This window comes from Flavobacterium sp. ZT3R18 (assembly GCF_007097385.1).
Lineage (GTDB): Bacteria > Bacteroidota > Bacteroidia > Flavobacteriales > Flavobacteriaceae > Flavobacterium.
In genome coordinates, this window is the sequence record NZ_VJZS01000007.1 from 116,223 (window position 1) to 134,014 (window position 17,792).

Annotated in this window: 11 protein-coding genes; 1 reads left to right on the plus strand and 10 read right to left on the minus strand. The window is 33.5% G+C overall.

Annotated elements, in window-relative coordinates; all coding sequences use genetic code 11:
- Window positions 1-328: 328 nt before the first annotated feature.
- From FNW52_RS09930 to FNW52_RS09940, 3 genes are read right to left on the minus strand one after another with little or no spacing between them, the layout of a single operon-like run.
- Entirely contained in the window at window positions 329-2,593 is a 2,265-nt protein-coding gene (locus FNW52_RS09930) for an OmpA family protein (protein ID WP_143377311.1), read from the minus strand.
- Between the two features lie 10 nt (window positions 2,594-2,603).
- The gene (locus FNW52_RS09935; protein WP_143377312.1) at window positions 2,604-3,539 is read right to left on the minus strand and encodes a type IX secretion system membrane protein PorP/SprF; all 936 of its coding nucleotides are present in this window, start codon (window positions 3,537-3,539) and stop codon (window positions 2,604-2,606) included.
- Window positions 3,540-3,569: 30 nt separating this feature from the next.
- Window positions 3,570-6,983, minus strand: coding sequence for a gliding motility-associated C-terminal domain-containing protein (locus tag FNW52_RS09940; RefSeq protein WP_185965949.1), 3,414 nt, complete (start codon window positions 6,981-6,983; stop codon window positions 3,570-3,572).
- Between the two features lie 483 nt (window positions 6,984-7,466).
- Here FNW52_RS09940 and FNW52_RS09945 point away from each other — a divergent pair, with 483 nt between their 5' ends.
- Entirely contained in the window at window positions 7,467-8,009 is a 543-nt protein-coding gene (locus FNW52_RS09945) for a biopolymer transporter ExbD (protein ID WP_143377314.1), read from the plus strand.
- Between the two features lie 138 nt (window positions 8,010-8,147).
- Here FNW52_RS09945 and FNW52_RS21105 read toward each other — a convergent pair whose 3' ends face one another.
- From FNW52_RS21105 to FNW52_RS09975, 7 genes are all read right to left on the minus strand, one after another.
- On the minus strand, window positions 8,148-8,282 hold the full coding sequence (locus FNW52_RS21105) for a hypothetical protein (protein ID WP_255515554.1): 135 nt from the start codon (window positions 8,280-8,282) through the stop codon (window positions 8,148-8,150).
- 197 nt (window positions 8,283-8,479) lie between these two features.
- Complete coding sequence (gene rpsA / locus FNW52_RS09950; protein WP_143377315.1) at window positions 8,480-10,258, minus strand: 30S ribosomal protein S1; 1,779 nt, start codon at window positions 10,256-10,258, stop codon at window positions 8,480-8,482.
- 597 nt (window positions 10,259-10,855) lie between these two features.
- Window positions 10,856-12,232, minus strand: coding sequence for a nucleoside permease (locus tag FNW52_RS09955; RefSeq protein WP_143377316.1), 1,377 nt, complete (start codon window positions 12,230-12,232; stop codon window positions 10,856-10,858).
- A gap of 66 nt (window positions 12,233-12,298) precedes the next feature.
- Window positions 12,299-12,991, minus strand: coding sequence for a (d)CMP kinase (gene cmk / locus FNW52_RS09960; RefSeq protein ID WP_143377317.1), 693 nt, complete (start codon window positions 12,989-12,991; stop codon window positions 12,299-12,301).
- 120 nt (window positions 12,992-13,111) lie between these two features.
- On the minus strand, window positions 13,112-14,134 hold the full coding sequence (porQ, locus tag FNW52_RS09965; RefSeq protein WP_143377318.1) for a type IX secretion system protein PorQ: 1,023 nt from the start codon (window positions 14,132-14,134) through the stop codon (window positions 13,112-13,114).
- Between the two features lie 177 nt (window positions 14,135-14,311).
- Complete coding sequence (gene lon / locus FNW52_RS09970) at window positions 14,312-16,765, minus strand: endopeptidase La (RefSeq protein ID WP_143377319.1); 2,454 nt, start codon at window positions 16,763-16,765, stop codon at window positions 14,312-14,314.
- Window positions 16,766-17,032: 267 nt separating this feature from the next.
- The gene (locus tag FNW52_RS09975) at window positions 17,033-17,725 is read right to left on the minus strand and encodes a hypothetical protein (RefSeq protein WP_143377320.1); all 693 of its coding nucleotides are present in this window, start codon (window positions 17,723-17,725) and stop codon (window positions 17,033-17,035) included.
- Window positions 17,726-17,792: the final 67 nt, after the last annotated feature.

Consider the following 17,792-nt stretch of genomic DNA (forward strand, 5'->3'; position numbering starts at 1 on the left):
ATCACACACACTGTTTTATATTTAAAAATCTGTGCTAATCTGTGAATCCTGATAGCTATTGGGAGTGTTATACCATTTCGGCTTTAAATTTACTGTGTTAAATTAACCTAACTCTACGCGTCATTTCGAGGTGGAATTTTTATTCTAAAAAAAGCAATATGAAATGACGTATTATTCTCGTATGTTAATTTCGTTAAATCATTGTCTTTCAATTGATTAAATAAAAACGTCAATGGTAGTGTTTTATTAAAAATGCGATAGCTTTTTTTAATAAAATGTATCGAGAACCCTAGCATTGTAAGCTTCTCGATACAATTTTGAAATGCTATTATAAATTCGTAATCACAAATTCACTTCTTCTGTTTAATTCGTGTTGTTCTTCATCACAAGAATCTTCGGGAATGCATTTTATTATCGGAACTGATTCCCCATAACCTTTGGCAGAGATTCTATTTTTAGGAATTCCTTGTTCCAAAATATAAGTTCTGGTTGCATCGGCTCTTTTTTGAGATAGATCCGCGTTGAATTTGTCATTCCCACGGTTATCGGTATGTGAACCAATTTCGACAACCATTTCTGGATATTTGTTCAGCAATTCAACGATACGATTCAAGATGCGTTTAGAATCTTTTCGAATATACCACATATTATAATCAAAATAAATGGGATCGGTTTTAATAATTAAGCGCCCTTTATCTCTTACAACATCTTTCTCAGCAGCAAGAATAGCCGCCATTCTTTCTTTTTTCTTTGCTTCGGCTAATGCTTCTGTTTTTTTGTCAGCTAGTAGTTTGTCTTTTTTCAATTGCTGAATTGCGGTTAAGTCTGCTAACCTTTTTGCTTCAAGAGCTATTGCATCCTCTTTTTTCTTAAGCATCAGCGCATTGGTTTCTGCAATTTTATTTTCCCTCAACGCAATGGCAGCTGTTTTTCTTTCTTGTTCAAGAGCTACTAATTCAGCCGCTTTTAATTCTTGTGCCAAAAGCAAATCGGCGGCTTTCTTTTGTTCTAAAGCTACTTGTTCTTCCTTTTTGATAATTTCTATTGATCGAATTTCCATCGAACCATCATTGGATTTATTTCTTTCCCCCGAAATATGAAAGGTTCGTGAATTCTCTGTATAATTTTCTTTGGTAACAAAAACGGAATAGTTGGCTTCACATTCAACAGTAAAACTAAATTTTCCATCTACAGTAGTGATCGCTTTTTCAATTTCTTGATTAGCACTATTCTTCAAAATTACAATAGCATTTTCTAGTGCCAAATGAGAATCGACATCAGTAATAATTCCAGTGATGTATTGTTTGCAATCTTCAACAAGTAAATCTTTGGTTTCCGCCAATGAATAAATATCGTCTTTACCTTTGCCCCCCAATCTATCCGAAGAAAAATAACCTTCTTTGCTGTCAGAATCTATATAATAAGCAAAATCATCATAGCCAGAGTTTACAGGAAGTCCAACATTCTCCGCTTTAGAATAAGAATTATTTTGAATTTCTGAAACAAAAATATCCAATGCTCCATAACCTTCATGCCCATTGGATGAAAAATACAATTTGTTGTCTTTGGAAACAAAAGGAAATTGTTCTCTTTTGTTCGTGTTTACTTTATCTCCCAGATTAATTGGATTTCCATAAGTCGAACCGATTATTGAAACACTAAAAATATCAAAAGAACCCAATGCTCCTGGCATGTCAGATGCAAAATACAATGTCTTTTCATCTGGACTTAAAGCGGGGTGTTCTACTGAATAATCAGGGCTATTGAAAGGTAATGCCACAATATTAGTCCATTTTGTATTGACCAATTCGGCTCTAAAAATTTGAATTGCCGAAATTTTGTCTGTATTCTTTCCTCTTCTTCCATTGTTGGAATTATTTCGGGTAAAATACATGATTTTGCCATCTTTTGTAAAAACAGCATTTGATTCGTGCATAGCCGATTTTAAATCTTTTGAAAAATAAGTTATAATAGAATCCTTTGCATTGGTATTTTTTAGCGGAATACTAACTAAATTGAGATAGGTTTCATTATTCCATTTATAGGTTTTATCAAATAGATTGGGTTTCTTTTTAACGGCTGCAAAAATTAAATGATCTCCTAGAACTACTCCACCAAACTCAGAATTTGCGGTGTTCAGTGCTAAATTCCTAATGGTAAACCGTTCTCCAATGGCACTAACATTTTTTAAGTTTTTCACATTCTTATCAAATTTACCTAGAGCCTCTTTATCATTAGAAGCTACATAAAAATCGCGCATCACTTGATCGGCTTCGGTGTAATTCCCCTGGGATTTCAAAGTTTGTGCATATCGAAAGTAAGATTCTTCATTGAGTGCAACACTTTTGCTTTTGATCAAAAAAGCATATTGTTCTTGCGCTTTGTCATACTGATTGGTGTAATAATAGCAATCTCCTAAGTTTTGAATTATTGCTACAGCTTGGTTTTTGTTGCTAATTTTTTCATACAAAGGAATGGCTTCACTATAATAGGTTTTGGCAAACAAACGGTTTACTCTTTGTAAATCCTGCTGTTGGGCTTGCATGCATTGGATCGAAAATACGATTAGGAGTAAAAATATATATTTTTTCATTTTTTCTTTTTTAGAAGAATCTAGGTGATTTATCGTATCCTTTACCTAATAAATCCAAATTATACAATAGTACAATTTCGTGTGAACCCGAATTAAATTGGCTAAGATTAGAAACAGTATAATCGTATGAATAACCAATTCTCAAATTGGATGTTACATTGACATTCATCAATAAACTAACAGAATCATTAAATCGATAAGCAGCACCAAGTTCGAACTTCTCATTATACAAAACATTCGCAGTTAAATCAACAGATACAGGAGCTCCTGCCACGAATATTGCCATAAAAGCAGGTTTCAATTTAAAGGCTTCATTGATGTCAAAAACATAACCGCCAGTGAAATAAGTATGGATTTTTTGAGTGCCAAGCGAGCTTATTTCTTTTCTTTCTTTGCTGTTTTTTGTCGAAAGTAAGTTGGGTGACGAAATCCCGACATAATAATTATCGGTAAAATAATAGGCCCCTACTCCAATATTGGGTACTATTTCATTTACATTTTCGGCAAATGCTTTATCGGTAGAAACATCGCCACTATTCAATCTAAAACCATTAAAGTTGGTACTTATCGATGAGAAACCCGCTTTTACCCCAAAGGATATATTTTGTTTTTCATCTAATGGGAGTATGTAAGCAAAATCGACAGAAAAGTTAGTCTCTTTTTTGGCTCCATTACCAATATTATCAGAAATTAAAGAAATCCCAGTTTCTATTTTATTATTTATAGGAGTATGAGCAAATAATGTCAGCGTTTTTGGAGTACCTTCAATTCCTGCCCATTGATAACGATACAAGCTTCCTACATTAAGAATTGCAGGAGTAGTTGTTACATAAGCTGGATTTACCGCGCTCATATTGGTCATGTACTGAGTAAAATGAGGGGATTGTTGAGCACTTACCTTTAGCATGAAAAGGAAAAAACACACAAGAAATATTATTTTCTTCATTGGAATAAATTATAAATAAAAAATGTGGAATTATCGGTTTAAATAAAGTTGACCTTGTTTGGGTTTCAAATTGTCTTTATTGTATTGGATAACATAAAAATAAACTCCTGTAGGCGCATCGCCATTCATAAAGCCAGAATTAGAACTTTTACCATCCCAAGCTGGTTTGTTGATATCGCCTTTGAATAAAATATTCCCGTATCTATTAAAAATCTCTAAGTTATAATTTGGAAATAAAAATTCGATGTCTATAATTTGAAAGGTTTCATTAACCCCGTCCCCATTTGGTGAAAACCCATCAGGAATAAAGAAATTCTCAGGTGTTGCAGTACAATCCGTAAGCGAAACCGTTACCACCAATGGACTTGAGGTACACTTTGTATTCGAATCATAATCAAAACCGTAATAGGTAGCTCCTTCTGAAAGCAGATCCGTTTTTATAAGCAACTTCCCGTTTGTTACAGCATCATACCAAGCTAAATTTTTAGATGCAGTTGTATTATTGGATAAACTAAGAATAGTCGGTTTGTCAACACCGCAAAAATCTTGTCCACTTGGTTTTAAAACAGGAATGGTAACCGTATTGATAAGAACACTAATTGGTGTAGCATTTGATTGACAGCCCGTAGTTGGATTTCCTTCTTTTAGAAAATAATTTGCGGTTACCAAAAGTGCATTTGAAGCTAATGCCGTATTACTGCTAGCCGAAGCATACCATTTATATTGATTTCCGCCTGGTTGCAAATTCGCTACCGTTGCAAAATCTGTTTCACAAAAAGTCTGATTACCCGCAGTTGGATTATTCGGAATAGCATTTATATCAAAATTCTTAGAAACTGAGTTGATAATTGTACTACAACTGTTTCCTGCATTGGTAATATCCGTTATAACCAAGGTGTTACTGCCTATTGTTGAAAGTGCTGATCCTAAAATTGAAAAACTGGTTTTCCCTGTACTTACAACCAAAGGGATTGTTTGAGAACCTATTGTATTGGCACCAGAAACAGCATAACTCAAAGTAATGTTAGTTAAATTTACTAATCCGCTAATATCAACATTTGTATCTTGTCCTAAACATCCGTCTTTGATAGTGACAATCATAGTGCTAACATCAGGTACGGCATTTACAACAAAAACTTTAGTTAGAGTTGAAGTATTAGTACAATGAGTTAACGTATTGGTAATATTGGTAATTGCAATTGTTGTATTTCCTGCTTTTGGAATAAAGTTAGAATTTATAGAAAAGGAAGGCATTCCGTTTGTTACAGTTAAAATAGCAGAAACCGGAGTTGTAGTAGTATTACTTCCGCTTAGGTTGTAAAAAATGTTATAATTCCCATCGGTAAGATTGGTTGTGCCTGTTGCAAAGTTAATATTAGCATTAAATCCTTGGCAAATTGAAGGAATTGTTACTATTGCACTATTAATTTGAGGCGTTAAATTAATAATTACAGCAACCGTTTTTAAACTTGATTCACATCCTGTTACTACATTTACTTCCTTTACATAATAATATCCAGTAATTAAAGGTGTTGTACTAATTAAAGGAACAGTACTTGTAGCCGAATCAAACCATTTGTATTGATTTCCTTGTGGCATTAAATTGGCAACAGTTGCATTGTCAGAAGTACAAAATGGTTGTGGACTGCTTACAGCAATAATCGGAAGAGGATTTACATTAAAATTTTTAGGAATTGTAGTAGAGATCGAACATCCTGTTAAAGTATTGGTAACATTTGTAATGGTAAAAGTTGTTACTCCCACAATAGGAATATCAGTTGCTGGAATACTAAAACTCTTAATACCTCCAACGACAGTCAAGGATTTGGTTTGTGGAGGTACTATTACATTTGCTCCTGAAATAGTGTATTCTATAGAAATATCCGTCAAAGTACCTAAACCAGTCATATCAACAATTGCAGGCTGACCTTGGCAAACATCTTTTACTGTTACAATCAAATTACTTAGATCTGGTAATGGATTTACGGTAAATTCTTTATTGAGCGTTGATGTATTGCTACAACCAGTTACAGCGTTGGTAATTTTGGTAATGGTAATTTTCGTTAATCCCACATTCGGAATCAAATTTTTCGGGATATTAAAAGACCCTAAACCTTCAGTAATACTAAGGACAGCAGTTGCAGTTTTAGTATTACTACCACTTAAATTGTATGAAATATCATAATCGCCATTAGTAAGATTGGAAGTTCCTAAAAAAAATACTGTTGCATCATCATTTTTACAAACAGGAAGAATAGTAAGTGTTGCAGCGTTGATTTTTGGAATAGGATAAACATGCAAATCATCCTCTATTGTTCCTATGATATTGGTACAAACACCAGGACTATTGGCGACCTTTATATTGAGAATGCTAATGGTATAATCTTTGACAAATTTAAAGTTTGCTCTATCAATGGGAAAACTCAAAACGCCACTGACGAAATTTCGAACAATTGTCGTAGATGAAGCTGCTCCAGTAACAAAATAAGTAACTTCATAAGAACCATCAGCTATAAATTGAGTACCACGGGTTAAAACAGCATTATAAGTAGCGGTTGGAATTTCATTTTCGCAAATATCCGAGTTAACTTCAAGTTTTGCTCCTGTAAAATCAAGGAACTGCTCAATTTTGATTGTAATAGTAGTACTCGCGCTTGGCAAACAGATGGCTTCTTTTGGTGTAACGGTATACTTAAAACTATAATTCCCTGCTCCTTTAACATTATAAATATTCTGAATATTTACAATATAATCGGCTGGGAATCCAATTTCCGAAGTACCACTTAATTCAGTCCATCGACCTCCAGAGTCTTCACCTATTAACAAACTATTTAAGTCTAAATTAGTATAACTGGCTAAATTATTTGAACAAAAATCGGATTTATCAGGGTCTCCTGAGATCGGTTTTCGCTGTATTGTTAAGTGTATAGTTGAAGAGCTAGGGGGACATGTAGCTATAGCAGGCACTGTATACTTATAGGAATAAGTACCCGGAATCGGTTGAGGAACAGATGCATTTAGAGTAAAACCAGATAATCCTCCCTTGTTATCAACATCTTCCCATATTCCATTGGTTTGAGGACTTAGCAAAGTACCATTAAAAACATGAAATAAATTATAACTTGTTTCGCTACTACAAATAAGGTTAAAAGCACCAGCTACTCCTGCATAGCCACCAATGGTAATGGTTACTACTGCACTACCTGTGCATCCATTTACATTATTTAAAGAATAGGTATAATGAAAAACACCACTTTCTTTAATATCTTGGACGTTTAAGGTACCGTTTACAACATTTAAACCTCCAGAAAAATCATCATCATTCCATGTACCTCCGGCAGTGTGAATTCCTAATAAAGCGTTCAAATCAACAGGTGGGTTTAAAGGGTTTGCGATGTCACAAACGGTAAGCGAACCATTATTTCCTGCACATTGTGCACTCATATTAACGGAACCTAGAAAAAGTAAAAAAAAACTTAGATAAATATATAAAGTAGATTGACTAGAAAAAGATAATTTAGAAATCATAAAAAATAATTGATTTTTTTGTTCAAATATAGATTATTTAAGATAAATTAACACTAATTTATCCTCTTTATGATAAAAAAAAACACTAAAAAGAGGCTTTTCTCCTGTTTTTATGTAATGTTTTTAAAAATCAGAAATTAGTTTTTATTAGTTTTAGCTATTTTGGCTTTGAGATACCTAGGATGAATAATACCATTACTATTTTATAAATTTAATGTTTGAATTTATGTTTGCACTAGGCCTTAAAAACTAAGAATGTTTGTTCTTGTTTAAATGTTAATTTATTTTAAATGTAAAAAAAACAGTAGTAATGTTATTCGTATTCTGATTTTATGTATATTGATTTGTGTAAATACTAAATCAACTAATCGTATCAATATTTTTTAGAAGTTAAAAGCTATGAGTGAATTTAGAAATGAATTTGGTAGAAAAACAGGGAAAATTAGAAGTAAGAAATTAAATTCTAGCGTAGATCTGACTGCTATGATTAGCGTGTCATTCCTTTTAATTATTTTTTTTATGCTAAATAACGAGCTAGCAAGACCACAAACGATGTCTCTTACTATGCCAGAGGATAATAGTTGTGGTAGATGGGGTGGTTGTTATGGGGAGGATAGATCTTTAACACTATTGCTTGGCGATAATGATAAAGTAGTTTTGTACAAAGGTGTTTTAATGTACCCTATAATAAAGCCTAAAGTGGTACGCTACGGAAAACATGGTATCCGCAAAGAATTATTAGAAATAAACAAATTGACTCTTGAATATTCAGCCGCAATAGGCAGACCAAATAGCGGTCTTATTGTGATTATAAAACCAAGCAAGAATTCAAATTTTCGTAATTTGGTCGATATACTAGACGAGATGTCTATTGTAGGCGTAAATACCTACGCGATTGTTAATGCATTTACACCAGAGGAAGTAAAGTTAATAGCTAAGTAAATAGAATTTTAAAAAGAAATCCCCATCTTGTTTTTTACAACGAGATGGGGATTTTTATATTCAATTATAGTTCGATTTACGTTTGCTATTTCGATAATTACTTGGATAATTTTTGATTTAATTAAAAGGTATTTCTCATTACAAAGAATCTAATTTCTTCATAAAATGGTCATTCAAAATTGCGATTTCTGGATTCTGTAAATATTCGTTGTAACGACGCTCTGATTCGATTTGTTGCCATTGAGGAATATCATTTTCTGAATTACAAGGCAAAATAATAACTTCTACTCTTTTTGCAGTAAAATCTTTTGGATGTACAACGTTGAAAGTATGGTCTTTGACTTCAATAATTTATTTTATAGCTTGCATATCTCTGATTTTAAACAAATTCACAAAAAATAATAATTAAAATGACGCACAAAAAAAGCCCCGCAAATTGCGGGGCTTCCTATATTCAAAAAATCAAGAAATTATTTTTTCTCTGATTTTTCCATTTTAGCTTTCAATGCAGCTAATACATCATTGTTATCTCCTAAAGTTGCAGCTGGTGCATTTGTAGATGATGCAGATGAAGTATTTTCAGTTACAGTTTTCACGTTTTTCTCTTCTTCTTCACGGAAGATAGCAGTGTGAGATGCAACTACTCTTTTGAATTCTTTGTTGAATTCAATTACTTTGAAATCAGCAGAATCTCCTTTTTTCAATTTCTTACCGTCTTCTTTTTCAAGGTGACGAGTAGGAATGAAAGCAACGATATCCTCTCCAAATTCTACAGTAGCTCCTTTGTCAACAATTTCAGAAATTTCACCGTTGTGGATAGTTCCTACAGCGAATGAATCTTCATACTGATCCCAAGGATTAGCAGTAGTTTGTTTGTGACCTAAAGATAATTTACGTCCATCAACATCTAATTCTAATACTACTACATCAAGTTTTTCACCAACATTTACAAATTCAGATGGGTGTTTGATTTTCTTAGTCCAAGATAAGTCAGAGATGTAAATTAATCCATCAATTCCTTCTTCCAATTCTACGAAAATTCCAAAGTTTGTAAAGTTTCTAACGATACCTGTATGTTTAGAACCTACTGGGTATTTAGAAGTAATGTCAGTCCAAGGATCTTGAGTCAATTGTTTGATACCTAATGACATTTTACGGTCATCTCTATCTAAAGTTAAGATAACAGCTTCAACAACATCTCCTACTTTTACGAAATCTTGAGCAGAACGTAAATGAGTAGACCATGACATTTCAGAAACGTGGATTAAACCTTCAACACCTTCAGCAACTTCGATGAAAGCACCGTAATCAGCGATTACAACTACTTTACCTTTTACTTTGTCTCCAATTGCCAATTTAGCATCAAGAGCATCCCAAGGGTGAGCGTTTAATTGTTTCAATCCTAATTGAATTCTTGTTTTCTCATCATCGAAATCAAGGATTACAACGTTTAATTTTTGGTCTAATTCAAGAACTTCACTTGGGTGGTTAATACGACTCCAAGAAAGGTCAGTAATGTGAATTAATCCATCAACACCACCTAAGTCAATAAACACACCATAAGAAGTAATGTTTTTAACAACACCTTCTAATACTTGTCCTTTTTGTAATTGACCGATGATTTCTTTTTTCTGTACTTCAATATCCGCTTCAATAAGCGCTTTATGAGAAACAACAACATTTTTGAATTCGTGGTTAATTTTTACCACTTTGAATTCCATCATTTTGTTTACATATACATCGTAGTCTCTAATTGGTTTAACATCAATTTGAGATCCTGGTAAGAAAGCTTCAATTCCGAAAACGTCAACGATCATACCACCTTTAGTTCTGCATTTTACAAAACCATTAACGATTTCTCCTGTTTCGTTAGCCGAAATAACTCTATCCCATGATTTGATAGTACGTGCTTTTCTGTGAGATAATACCAATTGACCTGTCTTGTCCTCACGGATGTCAATTAATACTTCTACAGTATCACCTACTTTTAATGCTGGGTTGTAACGGAATTCGTTTAATGAAATAACACCTTCCGATTTTGCGTTGATATCAACGATAACGTCTCTATCTGTAATTCTAACAACTACTCCATCTACTACTTCTTCTTGATCTGTAGCAATAAATGTTTTTGAAACTAGTTCTTCGAATTCTAATAAGTTTTTCTCATCTACTGCATCGATACCTTCTTCGAAGTTATGCCAGTTAAAATTTGCTAAAAACTCTTCTTGTGATTTTAATTGTTCAGACATGCTGATTGAAAATTTGTATTCTGTGTTCTCTCGAGTTTCTTAAAGCGATAGAAAATACAGAAGTTGTTTGTATAATTAGTTGATACCTAAAGGAAACTCTTACTCACCAAAAGGTGTGCAAAAGTAATTCATTTATTTAATATGACAAAATATTTACAGCTAGATATTTATGAGTACTATAAAAAGAAGTAAAAAAGGGATTAGGAGCGAATTATTAGGCATTCTTAGAGGTATAGTTCCCGCTGTCATTCCTATCTTTTTATCCCGATGAAAAATCGGGATAAAGAAGGATATTCCCTTCCATCGGGGCTAGTTAGGTTATATTGTGATTTATCGGTAATAACAAACGACTTAATTTTTAATCACTAAAGCTTACTAAGCGTTTCAACCATAGCCCGCGGTTTTAACCGTGGGTAACGTATTATAAATCATCTTTTTGAAACATTAAATTTCTCTAATATTATCTCCAACGGTTGAAACCGTTGGCTATGACAAAATCAAAACAAAGGACTAATTAGGTTTTATTCTGATTTACCAGTAATAATAAACCCGACAGGTTTTAAAAAACTGTCGGGTTTATTAAAAAATCAATGTGACTTAATGATTCAAATTCTCAACTTCCTTCGGATTATGCTCGTGTTTGAACAAAATCGCAAAAGCAATGGCAATAATCAAGGAATAACCAGCAAAAGCCAGCCAAATCATATGCCAATCTTTCATCATAATTACTTTATCAAACAAACCATCGGTAGTAATAGAATTTCCTTGACTTTTTACAAATTCCAACATTTTTGGATTTGTAGTATCCGTTTGTAAAAACGAAGCCAACTCTGTCGTAGTGCTAAAAGACTTTGTAAAGAAACGATCAATCGCCCAACCCGAAGTAAAACTTCCTAGTATTGCTCCTACTCCATTGGTCATCATCATAAACAACCCTTGAGCCGAAGAACGGTTTTTGGGATCTGTATGCGTTTCAACAAACAACGACCCTGAAATATTAAAGAAATCAAAAGCCATTCCGTACACGATACAAGACAAAATAATCATCCATAATCCTTGAACAGGATCTCCAAATGCAAAAAGTCCAAAACGCAATACCCAAGCCAGCATACTGATTAGCATGACTTGCTTGATACCAAAACGCTTCAAGAAAAACGGAATAGCCAGTATAAATAAAGTCTCCGAAATTTGAGAAATCGACATAATAATAGTCGAATATTTTACCACAAATGAATCTGCATATTTAGGAAAATGTTTGAATTCATCCAGAAAAACATCCCCATACGCATTAGTAAGCTGTAACGCTCCACCCAAAAACATAGAAAATATAAAGAAAAGTGCCATTTTATAATTGGCAAATAACCTAAAAGACTCTAATCCTAGAGTTTCCATCAAGGAAGCATTCTCTTTGATTAATCTTTGCGGCTTGCATGCTGGCAAAGTAAAAGAATAAAAACCTAATACAATTGCTGCAATTCCAGCAATATAGAATTGATAATCGGTAGCCTTGTTTCCCGATAAGTTGGTCATCCACATGGCAACAATAAAACCGATGGTTCCAAAAACTCGAATGGGCGGAAAACTTTTAACTACATCCAGTCCATTTGTTTTTAAGGCATTGTAAGAAATTGAATTACTCAATGCAATTGTTGGCATATAAAAACACATGGCCAAAAGCATGGTGTAAATAAAAGTAGTTGGTGTAGTAACCTCAGGCAAATAAAACAATACAGCACCATACAATATATGAAGAACTCCGTATAGTTTTTCGGCATTGATCCATCGGTCTGCAATGATACCTGTAAGAGTAGGCATAAAAAGGGAGGCGACTCCCATTGTGCTAAAGACTAAACCAAATTGTGTTCCTTCCCAAGCCTTGGTTCCAAACCAATAATTTGCAATTGTAATCAGCCAAGCTCCCCAAACAAAAAATTGCAGAAAGCTCATTAGTGTCAACCTATTTTTAATCCCCATGAATTGTGTTTTTATAAAAAAGTATCAGCTTGTAAAACTACTATTTAAATTGAAATTAGCAACTATTTATTCCGCTTCTATAACATCATTTATTAACTCTAAAACAACATCAAATTGTTCCTTACGATTCAGGTATGAATTATCAATTTCAATTGCATCTTCTGCCATTACCAAAGGCGAATCTTCTCTATGGGTATCTACATAATCACGGTCTACTACATTTTTAAGAACTTCTTCATACGTAACAGCATCTCCTTTTGCTTGCAATTCATCAAAACGTCTTTGCGCACGGGTATCTGCTCCAGCAGTCATGAATATTTTGAGTTCGGCTTTAGGAAACACAACGGTTCCTATATCTCGACCGTCCATGATAATTCCTTTTTCTTTACCCATTTCCTGTTGCTGTTCGACCAATTTGGCACGCACTTCCGAAATTTCGGCTACTTTACTCACATAATTAGAAACTTCCAAGGTTCTAATTTCGGTTTCCACATTTACATCATTCAAATACATTTCGGCAAAACCCAATTCAGGATTGAATTTAAAATTCAATTTAATAAAAGGTAAGCTATCAACTAGTTTTCCTTTATCCAAAAAATCAACTCCAATGCAATTGTTTTGCATCGCAAACAGAGCCACGGCACGATACATAGCACCAGTATCTACATATACATATCCCAACTGTTTGGCGAGTTGTTTGGCCAAAGTGCTTTTTCCTGTGGATGAAAATCCGTCTATTGCTACGATTATTTTTTTCATGTTTTACTATTTTGATTAAAAAAAAGTTTAGACTCTATATTCTTTGATCTATTATCTCTTCTTTATATTCTATTATCTATATTCTTTACTCTATTTTCTTTTCTCCTCTTCTAAAAAAAATCATTCTCCCAAATTAATAGTCAATCCAAACAAACTCGTATTTCCCGCCAAAGTATATTTAGAATAGGAATAATTGAATTTCAGTTTGTTTAGCTTGAGACCAAACCCCAATGAAAGTCCCGAAAAATTACGCTGATCTTGAATTTGCAATTCAGCACCTCTTCTGAAATTATAGCCCAACCTAAGATTAAATGCTTTTTTAGGAAAAAGTTCGATACCAAAAATCATATGTCGCATCGCATTGTTAAACACCGAAATCTTTTCTTCTGTCACACTGCCATCTAGTGAAGTTTGTGAGCGAACAGGATTTGAGAAAGCCAAATTCCATTGCTGCAAATTCTCTAGTGTAAAGTGCCAACGGATAGGTACATTTTGCAATTCTTGGGATACTCCTGCAATTATTTCAAAAGGTAGTTTTTCTTTGTTGCCGTCGTAAGAAGTAAACTGTGTTCCTATATTCATTACGGTTAATGCCCAATTTATATCATTTTTCTCATCGATATATATCATTCCTAAATCTACAGCAGCTCCAAAGGAATTGTAACTCTCTAAAGTAGATTCGATAAATTTGGCATTGGCTCCTAAATGTATATCGGTATAAGGAATATTATAGGCATAACCAACGGAAAGGGCAATTTCGCTACCTGTAAATGAACTGGTAGGTAAACCATTCTCATCATATCCATCAAATTTTCCGTAATTGATATAATTTATCCCTGCTTGAAATGTCTGTAAATGTTGATCGTACGTATAGGCGTAGGAAGCCGTTCCGTAAGTAACTTCTTTATAGTAATTCCCGTAATTTAATGCCAAATGATTATTCATTTCTTCATTTATTGTGGCAGGATTGAATAGAGCTTCATTGACATCATCGTCATAAATAGTAATTACTTTTCCTCCTAGGGCGGCTTGTCTGGGTGAAGTGACCAAATTTAAAAACTCATAGGTATGCTTCCCTCCTATTTGACCGTATGATACAGTGCAAATAGAGAACAAATAAAATAACAAAAGTTTTTGGGACATGCTTAAACGCTATTTTTGACAACTAAAACGCAGTTGCGAAGATAAAATTATAAAACTATAAAACAACCTAATTAAATTTCAAAAAACAAATTCCAAATTCCAATTGCATTAATTGGAATTTGGAATTTTATAAATCATCCAAAATAATCCGTTTCGGGATTTGAGTTCTGATTATTTTTATTTCAGTTCTTTAGCGTTTTTAACCTTCTCTTTGGTTATGGCCAGCTCCAAAACTTCGCTCATTTCTTTTACATAATGAAACGTAAGCCCCTCTAAATATTCGGGTTTGATCTCATCAATATCACTTTTGTTTTCATGACACAAGATGATTTCTTTGATATTGGCTCTTTTGGCAGCCAATATTTTTTCTTTTATCCCTCCTACTGGCAATACTTTTCCACGCAAAGTAATTTCTCCTGTCATTGCCAAGTTTTTCTTTACTCGTTTTTGAGTAAATAAAGAAACTAAGGAAGTCAACATCGCGATTCCTGCACTAGGTCCATCTTTAGGAGTGGCTCCTTCGGGAACGTGTAGATGAATGTTGTATTTAGTAAGTATTTCTGGGTTTAATCCCATTAATTCGGCATTCGCTTTGATGTACTCTAAAGCAATAGTTGCCGACTCTTTCATTACAGTTCCTAAATTCCCTGTAATAGTCATCATTCCTTTACCCGGAGAAATCAATGATTCTATAAAAAGAATATCTCCTCCTACGCTTGTCCAAGCCAATCCTGTAACGACACCAGCCACATCATTGTTTTCGTATTTATCTCTCTCTAATCGAGGTACACCAAGTACTTTTATAATATCTTCGTCAGTTACTTTTTTATTGTACTCCTCTTCCATGGCAACCGATTTTGCTGCATTTCGAATGATTTGTGCAATCTTGTTTTCTAAACCACGAACCCCTGATTCACGGGTATAGCCTTCCACAATTTTTTCCAATTGTTTTTTGCCAATACTCAAATCTTTGGGTTTCAAACCGTGAGCTTCAAGTTGTTTAGCAAATAAATGTTTACGGGCAATTTCTACTTTTTCTTCAATAGTATAGCCCGACATTTTTATAACTTCCATACGATCTATTAATGCGGGCTGAATAGCAGCCATATTATTAGACGTGGCGATAAACATCACTTTAGATAAATCATACCCCATTTCGAGGAAATTATCATAAAAAGAATTGTTTTGCTCTGGATCTAAAACTTCCAATAATGCCGAAGAAGGGTCGCCGCTATGGCTAGAAGATAATTTATCGATTTCGTCTAAAACAAATACAGGATTTGATGTTCCCGCTTTCTTTAAACTTTGAATAATTCTACCAGGCATGGCACCGATATAGGTTTTTCTATGACCACGAATCTCCGCTTCATCACGCAATCCGCCCAATGAAATGCGAACATATTCTCTACCCAACGCTTTTGCAACCGACTTACCAATTGAAGTTTTACCAACTCCAGGAGGTCCTGTCAAACAAATAATTGGAGACTTCATGTCATTTCTAAGTTTAAGGACAGCAAGATGTTCTATCATTCTCTTTTTGACATCTTCTAATCCGAAATGATCTTTATCCAATATTTTTTGAGCATTTTTTAAATCGAAATTATCTTTAGAATATTCGCTCCACGGCAACTCTAAAAACAATTCTAAATAATTTCTTTGAATACCAAAATCTGGTGCTTGTGGATTCATGCGACGCATTTTGGACAATTCCTTTTCAAAATGTTTTTTGGTCGTTTCGTCCCACTTTTTGGTTTTGGCTTTCTGGCTCATTTCGTCCATTTCTTCCTCCTGCGAAACGCCTCCCAATTCTTCCTGAATGGTTTTCATTTGCTGGTGCAAGAAATATTCTCTTTGTTGCTGATCTAAGTCAAAACGAACTTTAGATTGAATATCATTTTTCAATTCGAGTTTTTGCAACTCTATATTCATAAATCGCAGCGCTTCTAAAGCACGCTCTTTCAAACCATTAATCGATAATAAATCTTGTTTCTCTTTAACCGATAAATTCATGTTAGAAGAAACAAAACTGATTAAAAACGAAGGGCTTTCAATGTTTTTTATTGCAAATGTAGCCTCCGATGGAATATTAGGGCTTTCATTTATAATCTGAATGGCCAATTCTTTGATCGAATCAAGTATAGCATTAAATTCAGAATCTTTTTTTGCGGGTCTTTTTTCGGGAACGTCTTTAATATTAGCCGTTAGATAGGGCTCTTCCGAAACAACTTCAGTTATTTCAAAACGTTTTTTTCCTTGTAGGATTACTGTAACATTCCCGTCAGGCATTTTTAAAACCCTAAGAATTCGGGCTACAGTTCCTATTTTATGAATATCGTCTTTTGTAGGATCTTCATCTTCTTCATTGATTTGAGAAACTACTCCAATTACTTTTCCAGCAGCATTGGCATCATTAATCAGTTTTATCGATTTATCTCTCCCTGCCGAAATAGGAATAACCACACCAGGGAACAAAACAGTATTTCGTAAAGGTAAAATAGGCAAAGAATCCGGTAATTCTTCATTATTCATTTCCTCCTCATCTTCTGGAGTTAATAGTGGAATTAATTCGGCTTCAGAATCAAATTCTTGAAGTGACAGATTGTCAATAGTAAGGATTTTATGATTTGACATAGTATAATTTAAGTCTTTTTGTCATTAATTTTTTAATTCGGAACGCAAATATAAGGCATCACAACAATATTTTAAGATAATATTGGTGTTTAAATACAGTATTATATTTAAGACTAAAATAAGGCAATCATTGTGCCAAAAAGTATTAATCGATAAGCAAGATTTTAATAATTCTGTTAATTATAAAAAATAAAAGAAATGACTATAATTTAAAAGCATAAAAAAACCCAAAAATAATTTTGGGTTTTCAATTTAAATTTTAAAATGTTATTTTATTAGATATGATTTAAGTTCACTGACAGATCCATTAGTTTCCATCTTTATTACACCTACATTTTTAGCAATCCAATAATTTGTTATAGTTTCAGAATTAGCCTGTCCGCTAATAGAAGCGCTTTGTGTAAAACTAAATTTAATCACATCTTTAAAAGTCGTACCTTTTATTGCTAAAGCAGATCCTTTTTCTAAAATTTTTCCTGTATAAGTTACAGTTGTGACAACAGTTGGGAAATCGGGAACATTATAACTTGTCGTATGAGTGTATTTGCCACTCCAGGTTTGATTGACCTCCAAATAATCTTTTAAGATAATAAATTCATATCCTGTGATCTTACCCGTAAAACTTCCAAAATCAATATTAATCTCTCCCATTTTAATAAAATAATCACCTTTATTTTTCTTAATCCAAACGGATGTTTGTGCATCAAGTGAAGTTGTAGCCCCAGCCATTTGATTAAATTTATAATACTTAGCTCCATCCATTTCATCAATACCTATTATTTTCATAGTGGTTTCTTCCCCATCTTGAGTAAAAATCCAATTATTATCTACTGTTGTTGGCCAATAATCACCAGTCGAATTTTGGGCAGCCGATTCCTCATTAGAAGAATCACTACTGCATGCAGTAAAAGAGAACGCTATTAAAAGCGGTAATAAAAACGAAGTTGTAAAATTTTTCATAAATTATTTTATATTTTTATAGGTCAAAAATAACATTATTTTTATTACTAAAAAATAACATTATAAT